A 23,257-nucleotide genomic window follows, 5' to 3' on the forward strand; every position below is an offset into this window, starting at 1 on the left:
CCGGCGTCCTCCGTCCGGCCGCACCTCGCGCCAACCCCGCCCACGGCGCCCGGAACCCGCTTAAGGTGCTGGAATGGCGGAGAGCGGGTTCGTCGTGGTGCACGGGGCCAACCGGGGCAACAACGTCTTCCTGCACCTGTTCGCCGTGGCGTTGATGGTCGCCGGACCGATCGTCTACGCGGCCAACGGCGGGGGCACCCTCGGCATCGTGCTCACCGCGCTCCTGCTGCCGCTGGGCATCGGCGTGTGGCGCGGGACCGGGCGGGCCAAGCGGCGGCTGCTGCGCCTGGACGAGGTCGGCCTGCCCGCGACCGCCCACGTCCTGACCCACGAGCCGATCAGCGAGGACTCCACGGTCCGCGTCCGGCTCCTGATCAAGGGTCCGGACGTGCCCGAGTTCATCACCGAGCACGACGCCCCGTACCACCCCAGCCTGCGGGCCGGGAACAAGCTCGACGCGGTGGTCGACCCCGACGACCACCGCGACTTCGAGCTGGACTACTGACCCTTACTGCGGCACTCCTTACCGCGGCACTCCTTACTGCGGCACGTGCACCTGCGGGATGTGCCGCGTACCGATGCGCTTGCGGAACACCCAGTACGTCCATCCCTGGTACACGAGCACCGCGGGCGTCCCGAACGCCGCCACCCACGTCATCACCGTCAACGTGTACGGGCTCGACGCGGCGTTCTCCACCGTCAGCGAGTACGCGGGGTCCAAAGTCGACGGCAGCACGTTCGGGTACAGCGCACCGAAGAGCGCCACCACCGCACACGCCACGGCCACACCCATCAACGCGAACGCCTGTCCCTCACGCCGCAGCGCCAACCGCGCCAGAGCACCGAAAGCCGCCAACGCGACACCGATCGCCGCCGCGTACGTCCACACGGTCCCGAACCGCAGCTGCACCAACAGCAGCAGCACGACCAGCGGCAGCAACGCGAACGGTGCGATGCGCAACGCCACCGCACGGGCACGTTCCCGCACCTCGCCCTCGGTCTTCAGCGACAGGAACACCGCGCCGTGCACCAACGCGTACCCGGCGATCGCCAGCGCGCCCAACAGCGACTCCAGCGTCACCGCGGCGAACGGCGAGCCCACCCGGTCACCGTTGGCGTCCAACGGCAGCCCGAACACGTTGGCCGTCAACACCAACCCGACCCCGAGCGTCGCCACCCACGAGCCGACGAAGATCACCGCGTCCCACACCCGCCGCCAGCGGGCCGAGTCCACCTTGCCGCGGTACTCGAAGGCCACCCCGCGCCCGATCAGGGCCAGCAGGAACAGCACCAGCGGCAGGTAGGCCGAGCTGAACAGCGAGGCGTACCAGCCGGGGAACGCGGCGAACGTCGCGCCGCCCGCCACCAGCAGCCACACCTCGTTGCCGTCCCACACCGGCCCGATCGTGTTGATCAGCACCCGGCGCTCGGTCTCGTCGCGGCCCAGCACCGGCAGCAGCATGCCGACGCCGAAGTCGAAGCCCTCCAGGAACAGGTAGCCCAGCCACAGCAGGGCGATCACGCAGAACCAGAACGTCTCCACGACAACCCCTCAGTACGCGAACGACAGGACGTCGTCGTCTTTGCGTTCGGTCTTGTTGTGGTCCGGCAGCACGCCCGCGACACCGCCGCGGACGTACCGCCGGACCAGGAACACCTCGACGCACGCGAGCACCCCGTAGACGAGCGTCAAGGCGATCAACGACGTCAGCACCTCGCCCGGCGTCGAGTTCGACACGGCGCGCGCGGTGAACATCCACACCCCGTCCACGCCCGTCGGGTTCGGCACCACGACGAAGGGCTGCCGCCCCATCTCGGTGAAGACCCAGCCGAAGCTGTTGCCCAGGAACGGGGTCGCGATGCTGCCCAGCGCCAGCAGGCGGAACCACCGCCCGGTCGGCACCCGCCCGCCCCGGATCAGCCACAGCACCAGCAGGCCCACGCCGGCCGCGATCGCGCCGAAGCCGATCATCAGCCGGAAGCCCCAGTAGGTGACCGGCAGCAGCGGCACGTAGTCGATGGGCTTGCCCGACAGCTCGCCCAGCCGCTCGTCCACCGGGTAGTTCGTGCCGTACTTGGCCTGGTACTCGGGCACCAGGTCCTGGATGCCCTTGACCTGCGAGCTGAAGTCGTTGTGCGCCAGGAACGACAGCAGCGCCGGCACGGTGATGCTCTTGACGCTCTCGCAGTCCGGCCGCGACACGTCCCCGACCGCGAAGACCGAGAACGCGGCGGGCTCCTCGGTGTGGCACAGCGCCTCGGCCGCGGCCATCTTCATCGGCTGCTGCTCGAACATCAGCTTGCCCTGGAAGTCGCCGCTGATCAGCAGCCCCGTGAACGCGACAACGCCGACCCACGTGCCGAGCTTGACCGACGACCGCCACACCGGGCCGTCGTCCGAGCGCTTCCACAGGTGCCAGGCGGCGATGCCGACCAGGAACGCCCCGGCCACGGCGAACGCGCCGAAGATCGTGTGCGGGAACGCGGCCAGCACGGTGTTGTTGCCCAGCACCGCCCAGATCGACGTCAGCCGCGGGCGGCCGTCGACCAGCTCGACGCCCACCGGGTGCTGCATCCACGAGTTCGCGGCCAGGATGAAGTACGCCGAGGCCATGGTGGCGGTCGAGAACGCCCAGGCGCAGGCGAGGTGGACCTTCTTCGGCAGCCGGTCCCAGCCGAAGATCCACAGGCCGAGGAACGTCGACTCCACGAAGAACGCGACCAGGCCCTCCATCGCCAGCGGCGCACCGAACACGTCGCCGACGAACCGCGAGTAGGCGCTCCAGGTCATGCCGAACTGGAACTCCTGCACGATGCCGGTCACCACGCCCATGGCGAAGTTGATCAGCAGCAGCTTGCCCCAGAACTTGGTCATGGCGTAGTACTTGCGGTCCCCCGTGCGGACCCACGCCGTCTGCATCCCGGCGACCAGCAGCGACAGGCCGATCGTCAGCGGCACCATCAGGAAGTGGTAGACGGTGGTGATGCCGAACTGCCACCGCGCCAGGTCGAGTACGTCCACGGCCACGACGGTAAGACCGCGGCGGTGGTCCCGCTCAGGTACGACGGTCCCGTCCGGCCCGGGACCAAGGTCCTCCCCGGTGCGTCCGGCATCACGTCGACCTGCGCATATGCGTCACCTAGGATAGGTTCCGCCAGAGGGGAGTAGTTCCCGTGGACCGCCCGCGCGGTGCACGGCGAGGTGATCGACACACTGATCCCGCCTTCGAGCGGATCCGGTCCCTCACCCGTTCTCGTGAACGGGCGAACGAGACCTCCGGCCGGGCAGTCGCAACACGCCCGGTCGGGGTCGTGCTGCCTCCGTCCGGGTTCACGGACGTGGAGGTAACTCGTGGCACCGGAACTCATCGCCCTGGCAACGGCGTTCGGCATCATCTTCCTGGCCGAACTGCCGGACAAGACCATGGTCGCAACCCTCGTCCTCACCACCCGCTACCGGGCGCTGCCGGTGTTCGTCGGCGTGACGGCCGCGTTCGCCGTCCAGTGCGTGGTGGCGGCGACGTTCGGCGGGGTGCTGACCCTGCTCCCGGACCGCGTGGTGGCAGGGATCGTGGCGGCGCTGTTCGGCGTGGGGGCTTTCCTGCTGCTCAAGGAGAGCTTCGCGCAGGACGACGACTCCGCAGACGGCTCTACTTCGGCTCCCGCGGTCTCCTTCACCCGAGCAGCGCTCACTTCCTTCGGCGTGCTGTTCGCGGCCGAGTGGGGGGACGCGTCCCAACTGGGCACCGCCGCGTTGGCCGCCCGGTACGGGACGCCGGTGTTCGTGGGACTGGGCGCGTTCCTGGCGCTGGTGACGGTGGCCGGCATCGCGGTGCTGGTGGGCCGCAAGATCGCCGCGCGCATCCCGACGCACCTGATCCAACGGGTGAGCGGGGCGATCTTCGCGGTGTTCGCCGCATTGGCACTCTGGCAGACGATCGCCTGATCCCGTCGCCGCTGCCATAGTCGAGTGCTGTGCAGTGGAAGCCGTGGGAGGTCGCCGAGCGCCTGTTCCGGCCTGAGGGGGACCCGTCCCGGCGAGACCGGCTCCTCCAGCGGCTGACCTGGTGGCGGTCGCTGCTGGGTCTGGTGACGGTGGTGGTCCTGGGCGCGGGCGACCGCACCTTCTGGCAGGCGCTGGAAGAGGAAGCCTGGCAGAAGGCGTCAAAGAACGTCGTGCTCGCGTTCTTCCTGGTACCGGTGTCGATGCTGGTCGTGTACCTGCTGACCGAGCGACCTCGCAGGCGGGCGTTCACGCTGTGGCCCGTGGCGCGAAAGCTGGTCCTGCTCGCGGTGACCGCGTACGGGCTGATGGCGCCGATCATCCTCGTGGCCACCGGCACCATCCCGCGGGACTGGGTGGACTCGGTCGTCGACAGCCTCGGCGTGCTGAAACTGCCGCTCGGGCTGTTCATCCTGGGCTATGGCCTTTGGGTCGCGGTGTACCTGGGCTGCACGGCGTTCTGGGCCAGCCGCACGAGCTGCTGGAGCGGCGAGTTCCACCCGCTGCTCGCCCCGACCGTCACGGCGGTCGTGGTCACCACCTTCACCGTCGTCACGCTGGTGGAGAACGACACCAAGGGCGTCGACCGGGACCTGTGGCTGTTCCTGACCTTCGGCGGTCTCGCCACGACCCTGGCCCTCGCGCTCGCCGAGTACGTCCGGCTGCGCCGCGACGGCTACCGCTGGCGCACCGGACCGCTCGCCTAGCGCAGGGCGTCGGCGACCTCCTGGGCGGCGCGGACCACGTGGGGGCCCACCACGTCGCCGTCCAGCTTCTCCAGGGCCACCACGCCCACGCTGGCCCGCAGTCCGGGCACGCCGCGCACGGGTGCCGCCACGCCGAACGCGCCCGGTTGCAGCTCGCCCGTCGAGTGGACCCACTGCCGGCCCTCCGGGGACAGGCCGATGGCCTTGCCCGCCGCGCCCCGGTGGACCGGGTGGCGCGACCCCACCCGGTACGCCACGTGGTAGGCCGTCCAGGACGGTTCCACCACGGCCACGGCCTGCGCCTCGGTCCCGTCGGCCACGGTCAGGTGCGCGGTCGCGCCGACCTGCTCGGCCAGGGTCCGCAAGGCCGGTTGGGCGGCGAGGCGGAGCTGGGGCAGGACGTTGGACGCCAGGCGCAGCACGCCCAGCCCCAGCCGGACCTTCGAGCCCTCCCGACGCACCAGCCCGCGCGACTGCAGCGGCACCAGCAGCCGGTACACCGCCGCGCGGGAGGCGCCGATGGCGGCGGCCAGCTCGCTGATCGACGGGGCCTCCGACTCGGCGTCCGCCACCGCCTGGAGCAGGGCCAGGCCCCGCTCCAGGGTCAGCGAGCTCTCCTTGGACCCGGCGGGCAGCGGCAGCTTGCCGCGCGGGTCAGGTCTGGCCACCAGCGGTCCCTACCCTTCCGATACCGCGGGCGAGATGGTGCCGACCACCTCGGACAGGCCCACCACCGACCCGTTCGCGCCGGGGGCCGTCGCGGTGATCCGCACCGTGTCGCCGTCCTCCAGGAACGTGCGCTCGGTGTCCCCGACCGCGATCGGCTCCTGCCCGCCCCAGCTCAGCTCCAGGAACGAGCCGCGCTGGTCGCGCTCGGGGCCGGACACGGTGCCGGACGCGATCAGGTCACCCGGCCTGACGGTAGCGCCGTTGGACGAGAGGTGCGCGAGTTGCTGGGCGAACGTCCACGACATCGTCCGGAACGGCGGGCGTGACACCAGCACGCCGTTCCACTCGACCTCGATGCGGATGTCCAGGCCCCACGGCCGTTCCTCGACCAGGTACGGCAGCACGTCGTTGCCCAGCGGGGGCGGGGTGACGCGGGCCGTGGAGAACGCCTCCAGCGGCGTGATCCACGCGCCCACGGAGGTGGCGAACGACTTGCCCAGGAACGGCCCCAGCGGCTGGTACTCCCAGGCCTGGACGTCCCGCGCGCTCCAGTCGTTGACCAGGGTCACGCCGAACACGTGGTCCACCGCCGCCGCGGGCGACAGCCGCGAGGCCACCGGACCGCCGCACACGAAGCCCACCTCGGCCTCGATGTCCAACCGGCGGCTGGGCCCGAACACCGGCCCGTCCGACGACCTGCGCTGGCCCTCCGGCCGCACGACCGGCGTCCCGGAGACGACCACCGTGCCCGCGCGGCCGTGGTAGCCGATCGGGATGTGGGTCCAGTTGGGCAGCAGCGGGTCGCCGTCGGGGCGGAAGATCCGGCCGACGTTCTCCGCGTGGTGCCGCGACGAGTAGAAGTCCACGTAGTCGGCGACCTCGAACGGCAGCACCGCGCCCTCGACGTCCACCAGCTCCGCGCCGCGCGGGGCCGAGGTGGCGGTGACCAGCTCGACCAGCTTCGCGCGCAGCTCGCTCCACACCGGCCGTCCGGCGGCCAGCAGCGGGTTGAGGTTCGACGCGGACACCAGCGGCGCCAGGCGCTCGCCGAAGTGGTCCGCCAGGGGTCGCAGCAGCAGTGCCCGGTCGCCGACGCGCACGGCGATGCCGCCCGCCACGACGCCGTAGGGCAGGGTCTGCGGCCCGAAGGGCGCGTCCGACGTGAACGCCGGGTCCTCGATCCAGCTCACAGCAGGCCCAGCTCTTCCAGGTCGGTGACGGGCTCGTCCAGGGAGCACGAGCCGTAGGAGGCGAACACCCCGCGCACGGCGTGGGCGGCCTGGTCGGACAGCCCGGCCGCCTCCTCGGCCAGCGCCTGCGCGTCGGAGGAGGCCAGCGCGGCCCGCACGTCGCCGCCGGACAGGGCGCGCGCGGTGGCGACCAGCAGGTTGAGGAAACCGTGGTGGGTGAACCCGGTCTCGCTGTCGGTGTAGCGGACGGCGTGGTGCAGGCCCGCGGTCGCCTTGAACGCGACCCCGCCGGAGGAGACCACCGACAGGAAGTCGGCGACCTCGTCCACGCTGGGGAAGTTCTCCTTGCTCAGGCCGCCGCAGCGCAGCTTGGGCCAGCTGCCGTGCTCGATGACCCGGCGGACGCCGTCGAGCCACTCCGCGCCGCCCCGGCGGGGCTCGACGACCCGGATCACGTCCTCGGGCACGAACTCCGAGACGCGCTCCAGCCACACCTCGTCCACGTCGGACGGGGCGGGCATCTCGACCATGCGCAGTGCGAGCAGCTCGCTGCGCGACTCCACGATCGAGACCGCCTTGGGCACGCCGCCCAGACCGGTGTCGATCACGAGGGACAGGGCGATCGGCTGCACCGGCTTGACCTTGATCAACTCGGTGATCAGCTCGGCCAGACGTGATGCGGGACACAGGAACAGCCCCACCGCGCCGGCCCACTCGCCGGCCCTCGCGTCGAGGTGGCCGCGGACCGCGTCGGGCATGGTCGCGTTGCCCGGCGGGAAGAGCGCGGCGTCGTCGACTAGCCGCGCGAGCAGGGGCGGAGTGCCGCGTGGACCGGGCGCACGGAGTTCGAAGGCGCTTGACACGGCTGACACGCTAGTGGCGTACCGGTCAATGAACAAAGATGTCCGTTTATCGAACGCCCGGAGAGAACGATGGCGTACTACCGCCAAGTCGGGGAGATCCCCCGAAAGCGCCACACGCAGTTCCGCACACCGGACGGCGGCCTGTACGCGGAAGAGCTCATGGGCGTGGAGGGCTTTTCGGCCGACTCCGCCCTGCTCTACCACCGCCACCTGCCGACCGCGATCGTGAACGCGGAGACCGTCGCCGACGACCGGGGCGCGCTGGAGCCGAACCTCCCGCTCAAGCCCCGCGCCTTCAAGACGCAGGACCTGACCTGGTCCGACGACGTGGACGCGGTCACCGGGCGGCGGCGGCTGTTCGGCAACCAGGACGTGACGATCGGGTTCGTCCGCGCCACCACCCCCAGCCCCCTGTACCGCAACGCGGCGGGCGACGAGCTGCTGTACGTGCAGACCGGCGAGGGGGTCGTGGAGACGATCTACGGCGCGCTGCCGGTCGCCGAGGGCGACTACGTGGTGCTGCCGACGTCCTGCACCTACCGGGTCGTACCGTCCCAGCCCATGAACATCCTGGTGCTGGAGGCCAAGGGCCACATCGGGCCGCCGCGCCGGTACCTGTCGGCCAAGGGCCAGTTCCTGGAGCACTCGCCGTACTGCGAGCGGGACATCCGCGGGCCGGCCGAGCCGCTGCTGGTGGACGGCGAGGACGTCGAGGTCCTGGTGCGCCACCGCGCCGGCCTCACCCGGTTCACCTACGCCAACCACCCGTTCGACGTCGTCGGGTGGGACGGCTGCCTGTACCCGTGGGTGTTCAACATCCGCGACTTCGAGCCGATCACCGGCCGCGTGCACCAGCCGCCGCCCGTGCACCAGACGTTCGAGGGGCCCAACTTCGTGGTGTGCTCGTTCATGCCGCGCAAGGTCGACTACCACCCGCTGTCGATCCCGGTGCCCTACAACCACGCCAACGTCGACTCCGACGAGCTGATGTTCTACGTGGGCGGCAACTACGAGGCGCGGAAGGGCTCGGGCATCGGCATCGGGTCGCTGTCTCTGCACCCGTCGGGCTGCACGCACGGGCCGCAGCCGGGCGCGGTGGAGGCGTCGCTGGGCGCGGAGTACTTCGACGAGACCGCGGTCATGGTGGACACGTTCCGGCCGCTGGAGCTGGGCGAGGCGGCGCTGGCGTCCGAGGACCGCAAGTACGCGTGGTCGTGGGCCAAGCGGGGTCCTGACCTGGACTGATGTTCCTCGCCGCGGGTCTTCCGCGCGGGTGATCGTCTTTTTGTCGGTGCTCGCCGCTAGCGTCGTGGCATGGACGCACAAGCGGTGCTGGGACTGGCCCCGGACAGCCAGGTGGCGAGCAGCGCCACCCGGCTGGCGGGGTCGTCCGGCTGGCAGGGCACCGGCCGCAGCGACGAGGCGCTGTGGGGGCTGTGCAAGGGCAGCGGGGCGACGCCGTACCGGGTCTGCGTCGACCTGGGCGACCGGGCGTCGAAGTGCTCGTGCCCGTCGCGGAAGTTCCCGTGCAAGCACGCGCTGGCGCTGCAACTGCGGGACGTGCGGGAGCCGTTCCCGGTCGGAGATCCACCCGACTGGGTGGTGGAGTGGCTGGACCGGCGGCAGAAGGCGACCCGGGTCCTGGACGACTCGCCCGAGGCGGTCGAGCGGCGGGCGCGGGCGAAGGAGAAGACGGCCCGCAACCGGGCCGAGGCGGTGCGCGGCGGTGTCGCGGGGCTGACCGACTGGCTGGCCGACGTGGCGGGCGCGGGCATCGCGGGCCTGCCCGCGCGGGACGGCGCGTGGTGGCACTCGATCCAGGCGCGGATGGTCGACGCGCAGGCCAAGGGGTTGGCGTCGGCCGTGGAGGAGCTGCGGTCCGTGGTGGCGGCCGGCGGGCCGTCGTGGGCGCACGACGCCGCCGACCGGCTGGGTGGCCTGCACCTGTTGGCGCGGCTGGCGGAGACACCGTCGGACGTGGTGCGCCGCCGGCTGGGGTTCTCGGTGGCCGAGGAGGAGGTCCGGGCGGGCGCGGCCTGGTCGGACCGGTGGCTGCCGCTGCTGAAGCTGGAGTCCGACGACGGGCTGGTGCGCACGGTCCGGCAGTGGCTGTGGGGCCGGGAGCACGGGTGGGTGGTCGCGATCCGGCACGCGGCCGGTGGCGCGCGGCCCGTTCCCGCGCTGCCGCACGGGGTCGAGGTGCAAGGGGTCGTGCACCCGTACCCGGGGTCGCCGCCGCACCGGGTGTCCGTGGGCGAGGTGGAGCCTTGTGCTCCTGCGCCGGTGCCGGTGGTCGGGACGTGGCAGGAGGCGTTGGCGGGCCTGGAACCGGAGTTGCTCGGCGACCCCTGGCTGCGGCTGCACGCCATCGCGTGCGGCGGGGTGCGGCTGACCGCCGACCTCAAGCACGTGGTGGACGCTTCGGGGCGCGGCCTGCCGGTGCGCGGTGATCTGGCTCTGGAGCAGGCGGCGGCGATCACCGGTGGTGCGCCGTTCGACGCGTGGGGGCTGTGGAACGGGCGGGACGTGCGCCTGGGCGCGGTCGCGGAGCCCGGCGGGGTGCCGGAGGTGCTGGGATGAGCACGCGAGCCGAGTGGGACGAGGCCGTGCAGGCGCTGCTGGTCGGCGCGCACCGCGCCCACACCAGCCCCACCGAGCTGCTGGACCGGTGCGCCGCGCTGGGCCTGGCCGCGCACGGGGCACAACTCCCGCCGCCCGTGGACACACCGCCGCTGGCCCCCGCGCCACCGTCGAGCGACCGGGTGCCCGGTCCGGCGGCGCGGGGCGTGCTGGCGCAGGTCGTGGCGTTGGACGACCAAGTGCTGCTCACCGAGTGGTGCGGCCTGGCGGCGGCGGGCGGGTTCGTCGCCGAGCCCAAGCAGCTGCCCGCGCTGCTCACCATGGCCACCGGTCACCCGGGACTGCGGCAGGCGGTGGCCAGGGTGCTGGGCACGCGCGGGCGGTGGCTCGCGGGGCTGCGGCCGGCCTGGTCGTGGGCCACGGACGCCACACCGGCCGAGGTCGACCTGGCCGACGTGCTCGACCTGCCCGGCCAGAGCCGGCTCACCGCCCTGCGCCGGGCGCGGCGGACCGACCCGGCGGGCACGCGCGCGTTCATCGCCGAGCAGTTGGCCGTGCAGCGGCGGGCCACCGACCGGCAGGTCCTGGTCAGCGCGCTGGCCGCGGCGCTGTCGGAGGAGGACGAGCCGCTGCTGGAGGAGGTGCTGGACGACCGCGCGGTCGGCGTCCACGACGAGGCCGTGCAGCTGCTGCGGGCGCTGCCGTCGTCACGGCTGTCCCAGCGGGCCGCCGAACGCCTCTACCGGGGCTTGTGGCTGACCGCCGACGGCTTCGACGTGCAGAGCGACGAGCTGTGGACGGTCCTGGACCCCGAGCCCGAGGAGGCCCGGGACCTGCTGCGCGACGGGTCGGAGACGGGTGTCGCGGGCCGCATCCGGGGTGCGGCGGCGAGCGTCCCGCCGAGCCACTGGACGCAGCGGCTGGGCACCGACGACCTGGGCGCGGCCCGCGAGCTGGAGCGCAGCCCGTGGGCGTCGGCGCTGCTGCGGGGCGTGGCGCAGCGGCTGCGGCTGGCGGCGGACGCCGGGCCGTGGGCGGTGGCGGCCACCCGCGCGCTGACCGGCATGGAGCAGCTGGAGATGCTGGCCACCCTGCCGCCGGACCTCGGGGCGCGCACCGTCGCCGAGGTGTCGAAGAACTGGAACTACGACCTGCTCGACCACGCGTGCTCGCAGCTGCCCGCGCCGTGGACACCGGAGGCCACCGCCGCCCTGCTGGACCGGTACGCGTCGATGCGCGACCCGCGGTGGCGCGCGGGCCGGCCGCCGGCGGTGCTGCTGGCCCGGGGCGACGCCGGCGTGTTGGGCGCGAACTGGGACCGCATCACCGAGCGGTGGCCCGAGCGCACCGTGGACCTCGACGTGCTCCGCCTGCGGGTGCAGCTGCGCGAAGCCTTCACCCCCCGACCGGAAGGACCTTGAGCCGTGACCACCGAGACCGTGCTGCGCCCCGCCGCGGAGCGGCAGTACGCCGACGAACTCGCGGCCCTCGCCCGCCAGGACGACCGCCCGCGCCCGCCGCGCTGGCGGCTGTCGCCGCAAGCCGTGGTCCGGTACGTGCTGGGCGGCACGCTGCCCGACGGCACCGTGATCACCCCCAAGTACGTCGGCGACCGGCGGCTGGTGGAGATCGCCGTGGGCACCCTGGTGACCGACCGCGCTCTGCTGCTGGTCGGTGTGCCGGGGACGGCGAAGTCGTGGCTGTCCGAGCACCTGGCGGCGGCGGTCAGCGGCGACTCGACACTGGTCGTGCAGGGCACCGCGGGCACCGGCGAGGAGCAGGTCCGCTACGGCTGGAACTACGCGCGGCTGATCGCGGAGGGTCCCAGCGAGGCGGCGCTGGTGCCCAGCCCGGTGCTGACGGCGATGCGGACCGGGGCGGTGGCGCGGGTCGAGGAGCTGACCCGGATGCCGGCGGAGGTGCAGGACTCGTTCATCACGATCCTGTCGGAGAAGGCGCTGCCCGTGCCGGAGCTGGGCCTGCAGGTGCAGGCGGTGCCCGGGTTCACGGTGATCGCCACGGCCAACGACCGGGACCGGGGCGTCAACCAGATGTCGTCGGCGCTGGCCCGGCGGTTCAACACGGTGGTGCTGCCGCCGCCCGCGACCGAGGACGACGAGGTGCGGATCGTGGCGTCCCGGGCCGCCGAGCTGGGCCGGGCGCTGGAGCTGCCCGCCGAGCCGCCGGCGCTGGAGGAGGTGCGCCGGGTGGTGCGCATCTTCCGCGAACTGCGCAACGGGTCCACAGTGGACGGTCGCACCCAGCTCAAGCGGCCCAGCGGCAGCCTGTCCACGGCGGAGGCGATCTCCGTGGTGACCAGCGGGATGGCGCTGGCCGGCCACTTCGGCGACGGCACGATCACCGCCGACGAGCTGGCGTCGGGCCTGCAGGGCGCGGTGGTGAAGGACCGCGTGTCCGACACGGCCGCGTGGCAGGAGTACCTGGAGGCGGTCGTGAAGGAACGCGCGGACTGGCGCGACCTCTACCGGGCGTGCCAGGGGTGGTGATGGCCGATCTCCCGGAGCGGGTGACCCTGCTCGGCATCCGCCACCACGGTCCCGGCTCGGCCCGCATGGTCGCCGAGGCGCTGGACCGCGTGCGGCCGTCGATCGTGCTGATCGAGGGACCGCCGGAGGGCGACGCGCTGCTGCCGCACGTGCCGGACCTGGTGCCACCGGTGGCGCTGTTGCTGCACGACGAGGCCGACCCGGCGCGGGCGGCGTTCTGGCCGTTCGCGGAGTTCTCGCCGGAGTGGCGCGCGATGGTGTGGGCGGACGCGGAGAACGTGCCCGTGCGCTTCTTCGACCTGCCCGCGGCCGCCTCCCTGGCCGAGTCACCCACCGACGAGGCAGAGGACCGAACCCGCGCGTCCCTCGACCCGCTGGGCACGCTGGCCGCCGCCGCCGGTTTCGACGATCCCGAGCGGTGGTGGGAGGACGTGGTCGAGCACCACACCGATCCCGCCGACCTCGCCGAGGCCGTGGCGGAGGCGATGACCGCCCTCCGCGACGAGTTCGCCGACGAAGTGGACGACCGCACACTCCGCCGCGAAGCCGCGATGCGCCGCAACCTCCGGCAAGCGCTGAAGGACACCGACGGGCCGATCGCCGTGGTGTGCGGCGCGTGGCACGTGCCGGCCCTTCGCTCGCTGCCGCCCGCGTCGGCCGACAACGCCCTGCTCAAGGGCCTGCCCCGGCGCAAGGTCTCCGGCACCTGGGTCCCGTGGAGCCACGGCAAGCTGGCCACGGCGTCCGGCTACGGCGCCGGCGTCGACTCCCCCGGCTGGTACGCGCACCTGTGGGAGTGCGCGCCGGCGGGGGACGCGGTGCCGCGGTGGTTCGCGCGGGCGTGCACCGTGCTGCGCGGCGAGGACCTGCCCGCCTCGACCGCGAGCGCGGTGGAGGCCGTGCGGCTGGCGGACACGTTGGCGGCGTTGCGCGGGCGGCCGTCGCCGGGGCTGTCCGAGGTGATGGAGGCCGCGCGGGCGGTGCTGTGCAACGGCGACGACACCCCGCTGCGGTTGATCCACACCCGGCTGGTGGTCGGCGAGCGGCTGGGCGAGGTGGGCGAGTCCGTCCCGACGTCCCCGCTGGCCGCCGACCTGAACCGGCTGACCCGCCGCCTGCGCCTGCCGCTGAACGCCGAGCCGAAGCAGATCCGCCTGGACCTCCGCAAGGACACCGACCGCGAACGCTCGAAGCTCCTGCGCCGCCTGGAAGTCCTCGACGTCCCGTGGGGCACCCCGGACACCACCCGCACCATCGGCACGTTCGCCGAGGCGTGGCGGCTGCACTGGCGTCCCGAGTTCGCGGTCGCCCTGGCGACGGCCGCCCGCCACGGCACCACGGTCGAGGCGGCGGCGAACCAGGTCCTGCTCACCCAGGCCGCGAACGCGGCCCGCGTGGTCGAGGCGGCGGAAGCCCTGAGCCGCGCGGTGAACTGCGAACTCCCGGAGTCGGTCACCGCGTCCCGCACGGCTCTCGACCGCTGTGCCGCCGCGGCGACGGACGCCCTCGAACTCCTGTCCGCCCTGCCGGACCTGGCGTCGACGGTCCGCTACGGCTCGGTCCGCGGCACCGACCCGGACCTGCTGCGCGTGGCCCTGCACGGCCTGCTCACCCGGGGTTCCGTCGGCCTGCCGCTGGCGTGCCGGGGCATCGACGACGACACCGCCGAACGCGCGCTGGCCGCCGTCAACGGTGCCGACGACGCCGTGCGCCTGGCCGCCGACGACGACCACAAGGGGACCTGGCAGCACGCCCTGCACTCCCTGGTCGCCATGCCGGACGCGCACGGCCTGCCCACCGGCCGGGCGACCCGCCTGCTCTGGGAGTCCGGCGCGCTCGACTCCGACGCCGTAGCGACCAGACTCCACCGAGCCACCACCCAAGCCGCCGCCGCGACCGCCTTCGTGGCCGGCTTCCTCCGCGGCTCGGCGGCACTCCTGACCGCCGACCCCCGCCTCTTCGCGGTGGTGGACGACTGGCTGACTGACCTCACCGCCCCGGACTTCGAAGCCGCACTCCCCCTGCTGCGCCGAGCGGTCACCGAGTTCAGCCCGGCGGAACGCCGCATGCTCGGCGACCGCGCGAAGGGCACGACCCGGACGACCGCCGGCGCCACCACCTGGGACGCCCCCCTGGCCGCCCGCCTCACCACCCACGTCAGAGCCCTGCTCACCACCCCGCCCGCGAACATCACCCGATCGAGCGACATACAAGATCCGCGACCAACAGCCGACTCGCGCGTCCCGTAAACAAGGAGCGCGGGCAACGGCAGGGCACACCCCGGCAAGGAGCGCCGACCCCCCGATGACAGACGCCGCCCCAGACACAACCCCCGCCCGCACAGCCCCCGGCCCTGGTTCCGGCCACACAGCCACCGGCCCCGGCCCGAGCCCCGCGGCCACCGGCCCCGCAACCACCGGCGCCGGCCCGGGCCCCGGCCACACAGCCGCCCACCCCGGCCCCGGCCACACAGCCGCCCACCCCGGCCCCGGCCACACAGCCGCCCGCCCCGGTTCCGGCGACACAGCCACCAGCCCCGGCCCGAGCCCCGCAGCCACCGGCCCCGCAGCTACCGGCCCGGGTGACACCGAGCGCCTGCGCCGCTGGCGACTCCTCCTCGGCGGCGCGGCCGGCGACCTGGGTGCGCTGGACGAGGACGATCGCCGCCGCGACTCCGCGCTCACCGGCCTCTACGGCGGCGGGGCGCCGACCGACGCACCCGAGACCAACGGCAAGCGCAGCGCCGGCCTCGGCGGCTCGTCCCCGGTCCTGCACCGCTGGCTGGGCGACATCCGCACGTACTTCCCGACCTCGGTCGTGCAGGTCATGCAGAAGGACGCCGTCGACCGCCTCGGCCTGCGTCAGCTGCTGCTGGAACCGGAGCTGCTGAAGAGCGTCGAGCCGGACGTCAGCCTGGTCGGCACGCTGATCTCGCTGTCCGGCGCGATCCCCGCGAAGACCCGCGACACGGCCCGCGCGGTCGTGCGCAAGGTGGTCGAGGACATCGAGCGCCGGCTGGCCGAACGCCTGCTCAACGCCGTCCACGGCGCCATCGACCACGCCAAGCGCACCAACCGCCCGCGGCTGAGCGACGTCGACTGGGCCCGCACGATCCGCGCGAACCTCAAGCACTACCAACCGGACCAGCGCACGGTCGTCGTCCAGGACCTGAAGGGCAACACGCGCCGCAGCCGGGCCGCGTCGCTCAAGGACGTGATCCTGCTGGTCGACCAGTCGGGGTCGATGGCGGAGTCGGTGGTCTACTCGGCGGTGATGGGGGCGTCGTTGGCGTCGCTCAAGGCCGTCGACACCAAGCTGGTCGTGTTCGACACCGAGGTCGTCGACCTGACCGACGACCTCAAAGACCCGGTGGACCTGCTGTTCGCCACCCAGCTCGGCGGCGGCACGGACATCAACCGCGCGGTCGCGCACGGGCAGTCGCTGGTCCGGCGGCCGACCGACACCGTGCTCGTCCTGATCAGCGACCTGTACGAGGGCGGTGTGGCGCAGGAGCTCCAGCGCCGGGTGCGCGAGCTGGTGCAGAGCGGCGTGACGGTGGTCGTGCTGCTGGCCCTGTCCGACAGCGGCACGCCCGCCTACGACCACGAGCTGGCGGCGAAGCTGTCGGAGCTGGGCGCACCTTCGTTCGCCTGCACCCCGGACCGCTTCCCCGACCTGCTGGCCACCGCGCTGCGCAAGGAGGACGTCACCGCCTGGGCGGAGCGCAACGACATCGCCGTGGGCCGCTGACCGCGGTCAGCGGATCACCACCCGACCCAGCGTCACGAAGGGGGTTTCCGGCGTGAGCACGGCGGTGCGGCCCCGGTCGTCGGGACCGGCCAGCCACAGCTTGCCGGTGCGGCGGACGTCCTCGCGGGCGCGTTCGGGCATCTCGGGCAGCCGCAGGAAGGTCCGGTCCGAGCCCTCGGTCTCCAGGTACGCCTGCCGCCCGATCCGCGACCGGCCGGGCACGAACGACACGCTCACCGGGTGCCACGAGTAGTCCTCGGCCAGCCGCCGGACCTTGCGCCGGCACACGAAGTGGCGCAGGCCGGGCACGGCGAACTCGATGCACAGCGGGATCAGCACGAACACCCACTTCGAGCCGATCCACACCGACACCAGCCACAGGACGGCGAACGAGAGCAGCGCGAGTCCGATGAACCCGACCGCGCGCCGGTCGGCCCGCACGAGGCACCGCCGCGTCCACTCCTCGCCCACCACTGCTCCCACACAACCAGAAATAGCCTCTTCCAGCCGGGATAGCCGCTCAAATGATCATCGAAACCCGCGAGAGATTCCTCTCAACTCCTCCGGTCAACTCCTCCGGCGGCGGGGTCGGGCTGGCGGCATCGGGCCAGCGGGGCCGGACCGGCGAGGTCGGGCCGGCGGGGCCGGGCCGGCGGGGCCGGGCCAGCGGGGCCGGGCCGGCGAGGTCGGGCCAGCGGGGTTGGGCCGGCGGGGTCAGCGCCGCCGGACCTGGGCGGGGAAGAGTCGGGGGACGCCGCGGAAGGTCACCACCGTGTGGCCGGCGCGGTTCGGGTCCACCAGCCAGGCGCGGCGGTGGCGGCTGATGCGGCCCCGGGCCAGTGGTCCGGCGTTGATGTCCAGGACCATCGGGCGCTCGCCGTGCACGACCAGCAGCCCGTGCCGCCAGTGGACGCGCACGTACCGCCACTCGCGGTGGGCCAGGACGGGCGCGGCCGGGCGTCTGCGGCGCAACGCGGCTAACAGCACCACCGTCGAGAAAGCCAACAACACCATCGGCACGTCCGGCACGGGGGCCAGGAACACCAGCAGCAACTGCCCGACGAAGGCGAGCACGCCCGACACGACCCAGCCGAACGCCCGCCGGCTCGCGATCTCCAGGCAGTGCCGGGTCCACTCGTCGTCGAGCGCCGCCCCCTCGGTGGACGGCTTGTTCGGCACGACCACGGCCCACCTCCGCCACCGCCGCAGGCCACGACCGACGAGGCTACGACCTCCGGCCACTCCCCGTCTGCGGGCAACCACGAAGCGGGACATCCGTTCGTGGGACTTCCCCGGAGCCGTCACTCCAAGTTAGGCTGCCCTAAGTTGGGGAGGTGAACGGTGACCGACAACCGCCGACCGCCCGCGCCGCACCCCGCGGAGCGCGCGCGGACGATCGCCGCACGGGGTGGCCGCGCCGCGCTGCTGCCCTCGGACGGCACCGAGAACCGCGTGACACCGCTGCTGCACCACGTGCACGCGTGCGGTGACGCGACGATCCTGCTGCCGGACGACCACCCGCTCACCAAGGCCGCCGAGAGCGGTGAGATCACCGCGATGCTGGAGCTGGCCGACCACGCCGCCGTGCCGCTGCGCGAACCGGTGCGCGGGCTGCTGTGGGTGACCGGCTGGTTGCGCACGATGGACCCGTCCGATGCCCGCGCGGCGTGCCTGGAGGTCGCCGAGGAACGCCCCGACCCGCGCCTGCTCGACGTCGGGCACGGCGCGTCGGTGCTGCGGCTGGTCCCGGCGAGCCTGGTCGTGGCCGACGCCGAGGGCACCACCTCGCTGCGCCCGGAGCTGTTCGCGCAGGCCGACCCCGATCCGTTCCACCAGCAGGAGGACCACTGGCTGCGACACCTGGAGCTGTCGCACCGGGACGTCGTCGGCCTGCTCGGCCGGCACCTGCCCGAGGAGTTGCGCGGCGGGCACGTCCGGCCGCTGGGCCTGGACCGGTTCGGGTTGCGGCTGCGGGTGGAGACCGTCGACTCCGACCACGACGTGCGGATCGCGTTCTCCCGCCCGGTGGCCACCTCGGGCGAACTGGCGGTGGAGCTGCGCCGGCTGATGGGCTGCCCGTTCCTGGCGCAGCGCCGTTAACCTGCGCGGGTGATCCCGGAGGAACGCACCGCGCACAAGGTCGAGCTGCTGCTGGTCTTCGCCGTCACCCTCGGCCTGTCCGGGTTGCGGAGCCTGGTGCGGCTGCTGGACAGCCTGCTCCAGCCCAAGCCGCTCAACCAGCAGTCGGTCGCGATCAACGTGCCGCAGGCCCGGTTCGACCTGCTGGACCTGCTCGCGCAGCTGCTCGGCGTGGTGCAGCTCGCGGCGTGGGGCGGGCTCGGCGCGTACCTGCTGTGGCGCGGCGGCGTCGCCCTGGCCTCGCTCGGCCTGGACCGCACCCGGGTCGGCAAGGACTTCCTCGGCGGCGCAGCGCTGGCCGCCGTGATCGGCGTCCCGGGCCTGGTTTTCTACTTGGTCGCGTGGAACCTGGGCCTCAACCTCGCCGTGCTTCCGTCCACTTTGGACGAATCGTGGTGGCGCAGCGTGGTCCTGGTCCTCTCCGCCGCCGGCAACGCGTGGGCCGAAGAGGTCCTGGTCGTCGGCTACCTGCTGACGCGGCTGAAGCAGTTGGGCTTCCGGGACAACACCGCGCTGCTCGCCAGTGCCGTGCTGCGCGGCTCGTACCACCTGTACCAGGGGTTCGGCGGGTTCATCGGCAACGTCGTGATGGGCCTGGTGTTCGGCAAGGTGTGGCAGCGCACGAACCGGCTGTGGGTGCTGGTCATCGCCCACACGCTGCTCGACGTGGTTGCTTTCGTCGGGTACACAGCGCTGCGCGGCGTCGTCTCGTGGCTGCCGTAGATCACCCCACCGGCGTACGGCCGACTCCACCGCCAGGCTGACGCGCCACCACGCTCCCCCTTGCCAGCATGACCCTCGCCATCCGGCAACGAGGGGAGATCTCCACCGTGCGTTCGTCCACTGTGTACAGACGCGCGCTGGCGCTGACCGCGGGTCTCGCGGTCGCCGGCACGCTGCTCGCACCACCGGCAACGGCAGACACCACGACATCCGGCACCGCGCCCGCGGGTGCGAATGTCCGGATCACCATGCCGCCGCTGACCGGGCACTACCCGGTCGGCACCACCGATTTGCACCTGGTCGACGCCCGACCCGACCCGTGGGTGCCCGCCGAGCAGCGGGAGCTGATGGTCACCGTCACCTACCCGGCGCACCGCGACGGCGAGCGCGCCGCCTGGCTGTCGCCGACCGTTGCCGGTGCCATCGAGGAGATCGGTCCGGACCTGCTCGGTGTGCCGCCGGGTTCGGTGGACTGGGCCGCGACCGAGCGGCACACCCGCACCGGCGCGCGGGCGCTGCGCGGTGACTGGCCGGTCGTGCTGTTCTCGCACGGTTTCGGCGGGATGCGGGAGCTGAACGCGGGCCTCACCGACGACCTGGCCAGTCGCGGCTACGTCGTCGTGTCGATCTCGCACACGCACGAGGCGGGCGTGGTCGAGTTCCCCGGCGGGCGGGTCGTGCCCGGGTCGGTCGGCGACCCGGACCCCGCCGCGATGCGGACCGCGCTAGAGGCGCGGATCGCGGACTCGCGGTTCGTGCTGGACCAGCTCGAACGCGTCGAGCGCGGCGAGAACCCGGACGCCGAACACGACCCGCTGCCGCGTGGCCTGGCCGGTGCGCTGGACCTGTCCCGGGTCGGGATCTACGGGCACTCGTACGGCGGGTTCACCGCGGGCGAGACGATGTACCGGGACCGGCGGTTCGACGCGGGGATCAACGTCGACGGCGCCATGCGCTCCGACGAGCCCGGCGACGTGGTGAAGCACGGCCTGGACCGCCCGTTCATGCTGGTCGGCGCGGACTTCGAGGTGGACGGCAAGGTCGTCGCGCACTCGCACCAGGAGACCGAGTTCGACCCGACCTGGCACCAGTTCTGGCCCAACCAGCGGGGCTGGAAGCGGGACCTGCACTTCGACGGCGCCGCGCACCTGGGCTTCACGGACCTCCAGTTCGCCGTGCCGCAGCTGGGTGACCTGGTGCCGCCGGACAAGCGGCGCGACCTCATCGGCACCATCGACGCCGACCGGTCGATGGCCGCGCAGCGCGCCTACTTCGCCGGGTTCTTCGACCTGCACCTGAAGCACCGGGGCGGGTGGCTGTTCGACCACGGCCCGGTGCGCCACCCCGACACGCGCTTCATCGCCTGATCAGCGCGCCTATCGTGGTCGTATGTTGACTCTCGCCGACGAACTCGCGTTGTTGGCCTACGACGACGACGGCACGCGCCGGCTGGGCCAGCCCGCCCTCGGGTACGGCCTGGCCGGCGCCGTGCTGGTGGAACTCGCGATCGCGGGCCGGGTCGAGGTGGCGGACAAGAAGGTCGTGGTGGTGAGCACCGAGCGCATCGGCCACGACGTGCTGGACGACGCCCTGACCCGGATCGCCGACGACCCGCTGCGCAAGCCGAAGGCGTGGGTGGAGAAGCTCAGCAAGGGCCTGACCGACCGGGTGCTGGACGGCCTGGCCGACTCGGGCGTGCTGCGCCGCGAGCAGGACAAGGTGCTGCTGGTCTTCCCGCGCACCCGCTTCCCGTCGCCCGGTGGCGTCGAGCCGCCGCTGGAGACCGAAGTGCGGGCGCGGCTGGCGCAGGCGATCGTCACCGACGGCCCGGTGGACCCGCGCACGGCGGCGTTGTGCGCGCTGATCCGGGCGGTGCAGTTCGAGCGGACGGTGTTCACCGACCAGCCGCGCGACCTGGTGAAGCGGCGGTTGCAGGAGATCTCCGAAGGCGACTGGGCGGCGGACGCGACCCGCAAGGCGATCGACGAGGTGCAGGCGGCGGTGTCGGTGGTGCTGGTGGCCGCCATCGTGCCCGCGGCCACCAGCTGACGGGTCAGGCCACCAGCAGGAAACGGGCGGCCGTGTCGGTGGCCGCCGCGACCACCGCCGCGGCGGTCGCCGCCGAGTCGATCAGGGTCGGGTCGAGGTCGGCCACCTCCACGGCCGCGTTCTCCGCGATCCACCGCGACGGCTCGGCCAGCGCGCCCGCCAGGGCCTTCCAGCCCGCGACCTCGGCGGGCACACCGGTGGCTTCGGCGGCCAGCAGTTCACCCACCTCGCGCAACCCCATCGCCGCACCGCGCAGGACGCCGGCGGTCACCGCGCCCCGAACCGTCCGCACGGCCCCGCGCACGCGCTCCACGTCGGCGGCCGGCGCGCGGATGATCCCGGCGGCGGCCGGGGCGAGGATGACGCCCGCGGCGGCGGGGCTGGCCTCCGGGACCCGGACGTCCGGCAGGCCGATGACCGTGGTGTCGTGCTCGGTCACCACGACCTTCGCCGCCCGGCCGAGGTCGTCCTTGCCCACGTCGAGCATCAGCACGTCCGGGTCCAGGACGCGCCCGCCGACGACGGTGCTCAACCGGCTCAGCACGTCGACCCCGGCGGTCACCACGACCTTGCCGCCGAGCACCAGGTCGTTGAGCGCGCGGTCCGCGACCCGCTCGCACACCACCAGGAGCGGCTCGGTGTCGAGCGGGCGCGGCACCGCGGTCAGGCGGCCCTTGTGCAGCAAGACCCGCGGCGACTCCAGCACCGCTTCCCGGCGGGTGCGGTCGGTGATCGACTCCGGCGAGGCGTAGCCGCGGTCGAAGCGCAGGCCGCGGGTGATCTCGTAGTCCAGGCCGAACCGCCGGGTCGGCTCGACCAGCAGTGCGGCGCTGCGCCCGGTGGCCGCCATGACCTTGCCGACGACCTCACCGATGTCGGCGCTGCCCGAGGAGTCGGTGGCGAGCCGGGTGACGTCGGAGTTGTCCAGCGGGCGGGCGACCTGGGCGATCAGCTGGGCGGCGCGAGTGCCGGCCGCGCGGACGCCCCGCATGAGCCGTACGGGGTTGTGGCCGTCGCGCATGGCCTCCACCAGCCGCAGGATCGCTCCCTGTGCGACCGCGACCGCCGACGCGGCGCCGTCCCCGGCGGCCCGGTGCACGTCCTCGATCAGTTCGCGCACGTAGGACGCCCCGAGGGTGTCACGCGGGTCGTCCGGTTGGAACGCGCGGGCGATGGCGGCGGCGTCGGCCAGTTCGACCGGCACGCCCCGCACGAACAGCACCGACCGCCGGCCCAGCGGACCCAGCGTCCGGCACACGGGTTCGGCCGCCGCCCGGAACCCGCGCGCCACCAGCAGCTGCCCGGACGTGTAGGACGCCGAGCGCCGCACCACCGCCGGCACGGACCCGCCGGCCCGCGCCACCCGCAGCGGTGGACCGCCGGCCTGGGCGAAGAACTGCGGCGTCTGGTCGGGTCGCCGCCGCCGGACCTCGCGGTGGGCGTAGCCGAACAGCTCGTTGACGTCGATCCACCCGTCGCCGTCCAGGTCGGCCGCGCCGCTGGACAGGCCTTCGATGAGCACGTCGGTGAACAGCGAGGCCCGCGGTGCTTCCAGGGACAGGGTGTCCTGCTCGAACGCGTACTCGTAGGCGTTCGAGGCGGTCAGCACGACGTACCCCTGGGCGGTGTCGTCCAGGACGGTCGCCGAGGCGTCCTTGAAGCCCTCGACGAACGCGCCGCTGAAGCAGCAGTCCAGCACCAGGATGCGGCCGGCGGCCCGGCAGTCCTCCAGCTGCTCGTTGAGGAACGAGCGCGGGATGGCGGTGCCGGCGGGCCGGTCCTGGATCGTGTTGGCCGCCGCGAAGTACAGCCGCCGCGCGGGCGTGGTGAGGCCGTGGCACGAGAAGTACAGCAGGACCAGGTCGTCGGGGGTGCGGGAGGCCAGCACGTCCTCGACGGCGCGGCGGATCTCGTGGTCGGGCGCGTCGCGCAGGACCCGGACGCCCGCGAAGCCGCCGACGTCCGGGTCCTCCAGCAGCGCGGCGAGCCGCTCCACGTCCTGCGAGGGCGCGCGCAGCCGGCTCAGCCGGGCGTCCTCGTACTCGCCGGTGGCCACCAGCAGGGCGTAGCGGCCCAC

The 23,257-nt window shown here is 73.2% G+C and carries 21 protein-coding genes; 13 read left to right on the plus strand and 8 right to left on the minus strand.

Features of this window, described 5'->3' with window-relative positions:
- Positions 1 to 73 precede the first annotated feature (73 nt).
- The gene (locus DFJ66_RS23135; protein ID WP_121223733.1) at positions 74 to 505 is read left to right on the plus strand and encodes a hypothetical protein; all 432 of its coding nucleotides are present in this window, start codon (positions 74 to 76) and stop codon (positions 503 to 505) included.
- A 33-nt stretch (positions 506 to 538) separates the two neighbouring features.
- On the opposite strand, the gene cydB is transcribed toward DFJ66_RS23135, so the two are convergent.
- Both cydB and DFJ66_RS23145 read right to left on the minus strand, forming a co-directional pair.
- Positions 539 to 1,543, minus strand: coding sequence for a cytochrome d ubiquinol oxidase subunit II (cydB, locus tag DFJ66_RS23140; protein WP_121223734.1), 1,005 nt, complete (start codon positions 1,541 to 1,543; stop codon positions 539 to 541).
- 9 nt (positions 1,544 to 1,552) lie between these two features.
- Positions 1,553 to 3,022 carry a cytochrome ubiquinol oxidase subunit I gene (locus tag DFJ66_RS23145; RefSeq protein WP_121231607.1) on the minus strand — a complete coding sequence of 490 codons (1,470 nt, stop codon included), beginning with the start codon at positions 3,020 to 3,022 and terminating at the stop codon, positions 1,553 to 1,555.
- Between the two features lie 330 nt (positions 3,023 to 3,352).
- On the opposite strand from DFJ66_RS23145, the gene DFJ66_RS23150 reads away from it, so the two are divergent.
- Together DFJ66_RS23150 and DFJ66_RS23155 are read left to right on the plus strand one after the other, a co-directional pair.
- The gene (locus tag DFJ66_RS23150) at positions 3,353 to 3,946 is read left to right on the plus strand and encodes a TMEM165/GDT1 family protein (protein ID WP_121223735.1); all 594 of its coding nucleotides are present in this window, start codon (positions 3,353 to 3,355) and stop codon (positions 3,944 to 3,946) included.
- 29 nt (positions 3,947 to 3,975) lie between these two features.
- Entirely contained in the window at positions 3,976 to 4,710 is a 735-nt protein-coding gene (locus tag DFJ66_RS23155) for an AEC family transporter (protein WP_121223736.1), read from the plus strand.
- Here the strand turns inward: DFJ66_RS23155 and DFJ66_RS23160 are convergent.
- The 3 genes from DFJ66_RS23160 to DFJ66_RS23170 are packed head-to-tail and all read right to left on the minus strand — an operon-like array spanning position 4,707 to position 7,432.
- Positions 4,707 to 5,378 carry an IclR family transcriptional regulator gene (locus tag DFJ66_RS23160; protein WP_121223737.1) on the minus strand — a complete coding sequence of 224 codons (672 nt, stop codon included), beginning with the start codon at positions 5,376 to 5,378 and terminating at the stop codon, positions 4,707 to 4,709. The genes DFJ66_RS23155 and DFJ66_RS23160 overlap by 4 nt on opposite strands.
- 9 nt (positions 5,379 to 5,387) lie before the next feature.
- Positions 5,388 to 6,569: a fumarylacetoacetate hydrolase family protein gene (locus DFJ66_RS23165; protein ID WP_121223738.1), complete on the minus strand. Its 1,182-nt coding sequence runs from the start codon at positions 6,567 to 6,569 to the stop codon at positions 5,388 to 5,390.
- Entirely contained in the window at positions 6,566 to 7,432 is an 867-nt protein-coding gene (locus tag DFJ66_RS23170; RefSeq protein WP_121223739.1) for a hypothetical protein, read from the minus strand. The genes DFJ66_RS23165 and DFJ66_RS23170 overlap by 4 nt, the downstream gene beginning before the upstream one ends.
- A 69-nt stretch (positions 7,433 to 7,501) precedes the next feature.
- On the opposite strand from DFJ66_RS23170, the gene DFJ66_RS23175 reads away from it, so the two are divergent.
- The 6 genes from DFJ66_RS23175 (at position 7,502) to DFJ66_RS23200 (ending at position 16,269) form a co-directional block, all read left to right on the plus strand.
- Positions 7,502 to 8,677, plus strand: coding sequence for a homogentisate 1,2-dioxygenase (locus DFJ66_RS23175; protein WP_121223740.1), 1,176 nt, complete (start codon positions 7,502 to 7,504; stop codon positions 8,675 to 8,677).
- A gap of 69 nt (positions 8,678 to 8,746) precedes the next feature.
- On the plus strand, positions 8,747 to 10,012 hold the full coding sequence (locus DFJ66_RS23180) for an SWIM zinc finger family protein (RefSeq protein WP_121223741.1): 1,266 nt from the start codon (positions 8,747 to 8,749) through the stop codon (positions 10,010 to 10,012).
- On the plus strand, positions 10,009 to 11,433 hold the full coding sequence (locus tag DFJ66_RS23185; RefSeq protein ID WP_121223742.1) for a DUF5691 domain-containing protein: 1,425 nt from the start codon (positions 10,009 to 10,011) through the stop codon (positions 11,431 to 11,433). Before DFJ66_RS23180 ends, DFJ66_RS23185 begins: the two co-directional genes overlap by 4 nt.
- Before the next feature lie 3 nt (positions 11,434 to 11,436).
- A complete protein-coding gene (locus DFJ66_RS23190; RefSeq protein WP_121223743.1) occupies positions 11,437 to 12,519 on the plus strand; it encodes an ATP-binding protein in 1,083 nt (360 codons plus the stop codon).
- The gene (locus DFJ66_RS23195; RefSeq protein WP_147459340.1) at positions 12,519 to 14,768 is read left to right on the plus strand and encodes a DUF5682 family protein; all 2,250 of its coding nucleotides are present in this window, start codon (positions 12,519 to 12,521) and stop codon (positions 14,766 to 14,768) included. Before DFJ66_RS23190 ends, DFJ66_RS23195 begins: the two co-directional genes overlap by 1 nt.
- A gap of 55 nt (positions 14,769 to 14,823) precedes the next feature.
- Entirely contained in the window at positions 14,824 to 16,269 is a 1,446-nt protein-coding gene (locus DFJ66_RS23200) for a VWA domain-containing protein (protein WP_246029870.1), read from the plus strand.
- Positions 16,270 to 16,275: 6 nt separating this feature from the next.
- Here the strand turns inward: DFJ66_RS23200 and DFJ66_RS23205 are convergent, their stop codons facing one another.
- Both DFJ66_RS23205 and DFJ66_RS23210 read right to left on the minus strand, forming a co-directional pair.
- Complete coding sequence (locus DFJ66_RS23205) at positions 16,276 to 16,752, minus strand: hypothetical protein (protein ID WP_147459341.1); 477 nt, start codon at positions 16,750 to 16,752, stop codon at positions 16,276 to 16,278.
- 231 nt (positions 16,753 to 16,983) lie between these two features.
- Positions 16,984 to 17,454: a hypothetical protein gene (locus DFJ66_RS23210; protein ID WP_246029871.1), complete on the minus strand. Its 471-nt coding sequence runs from the start codon at positions 17,452 to 17,454 to the stop codon at positions 16,984 to 16,986.
- A gap of 156 nt (positions 17,455 to 17,610) precedes the next feature.
- Here DFJ66_RS23210 and DFJ66_RS23215 point away from each other — a divergent pair, with 156 nt between their 5' ends.
- The 4 genes from DFJ66_RS23215 (at position 17,611) to DFJ66_RS23230 (ending at position 21,180) form a co-directional block, all read left to right on the plus strand.
- Complete coding sequence (locus DFJ66_RS23215) at positions 17,611 to 18,369, plus strand: DUF2470 domain-containing protein (protein WP_121223746.1); 759 nt, start codon at positions 17,611 to 17,613, stop codon at positions 18,367 to 18,369.
- Positions 18,370 to 18,378: 9 nt separating this feature from the next.
- The gene (locus tag DFJ66_RS23220) at positions 18,379 to 19,131 is read left to right on the plus strand and encodes a CPBP family intramembrane glutamic endopeptidase (protein ID WP_121223747.1); all 753 of its coding nucleotides are present in this window, start codon (positions 18,379 to 18,381) and stop codon (positions 19,129 to 19,131) included.
- A 68-nt stretch (positions 19,132 to 19,199) separates the two neighbouring features.
- Entirely contained in the window at positions 19,200 to 20,498 is a 1,299-nt protein-coding gene (locus tag DFJ66_RS23225; protein WP_121223748.1) for an alpha/beta hydrolase family protein, read from the plus strand.
- Positions 20,499 to 20,520: 22 nt separating this feature from the next.
- Entirely contained in the window at positions 20,521 to 21,180 is a 660-nt protein-coding gene (locus DFJ66_RS23230) for a GOLPH3/VPS74 family protein (protein WP_121223749.1), read from the plus strand.
- Between the two features lie 4 nt (positions 21,181 to 21,184).
- Here the strand turns inward: DFJ66_RS23230 and DFJ66_RS23235 are convergent, their stop codons facing one another.
- A complete protein-coding gene (locus DFJ66_RS23235; RefSeq protein WP_121223750.1) occupies positions 21,185 to 23,257 on the minus strand; it encodes a caspase, EACC1-associated type in 2,073 nt (690 codons plus the stop codon).

The organism is Saccharothrix variisporea (genome assembly GCF_003634995.1).
GTDB classification, from domain to species: domain Bacteria; phylum Actinomycetota; class Actinomycetes; order Mycobacteriales; family Pseudonocardiaceae; genus Actinosynnema; species Actinosynnema variisporeum.

Bases quoted from the DNA above. Each gene is read 5' to 3' on its own strand.
- DFJ66_RS23135 (WP_121223733.1), top strand. From the start codon at position 74: ATGGCGGAGAGCGGGTTCGTCGTGGTGCACGGGGCCAACCGGGGCAAC.
- DFJ66_RS23175 (WP_121223740.1), top strand. From the start codon at position 7,502: ATGGCGTACTACCGCCAAGTCGGGGAGATCCCCCGAAAGCGCCACACG.
- DFJ66_RS23195 (WP_147459340.1), top strand. From the start codon at position 12,519: ATGGCCGATCTCCCGGAGCGGGTGACCCTGCTCGGCATCCGCCACCAC.
- DFJ66_RS23180 (WP_121223741.1), top strand. From the start codon at position 8,747: ATGGACGCACAAGCGGTGCTGGGACTGGCCCCGGACAGCCAGGTGGCG.
- DFJ66_RS23225 (WP_121223748.1), top strand. From the start codon at position 19,200: ATGACCCTCGCCATCCGGCAACGAGGGGAGATCTCCACCGTGCGTTCG.
- DFJ66_RS23200 (WP_246029870.1), top strand. From the start codon at position 14,824: ATGACAGACGCCGCCCCAGACACAACCCCCGCCCGCACAGCCCCCGGC.
- DFJ66_RS23185 (WP_121223742.1), top strand. From the start codon at position 10,009: ATGAGCACGCGAGCCGAGTGGGACGAGGCCGTGCAGGCGCTGCTGGTC.
- DFJ66_RS23230 (WP_121223749.1), top strand. From the start codon at position 20,521: ATGTTGACTCTCGCCGACGAACTCGCGTTGTTGGCCTACGACGACGAC.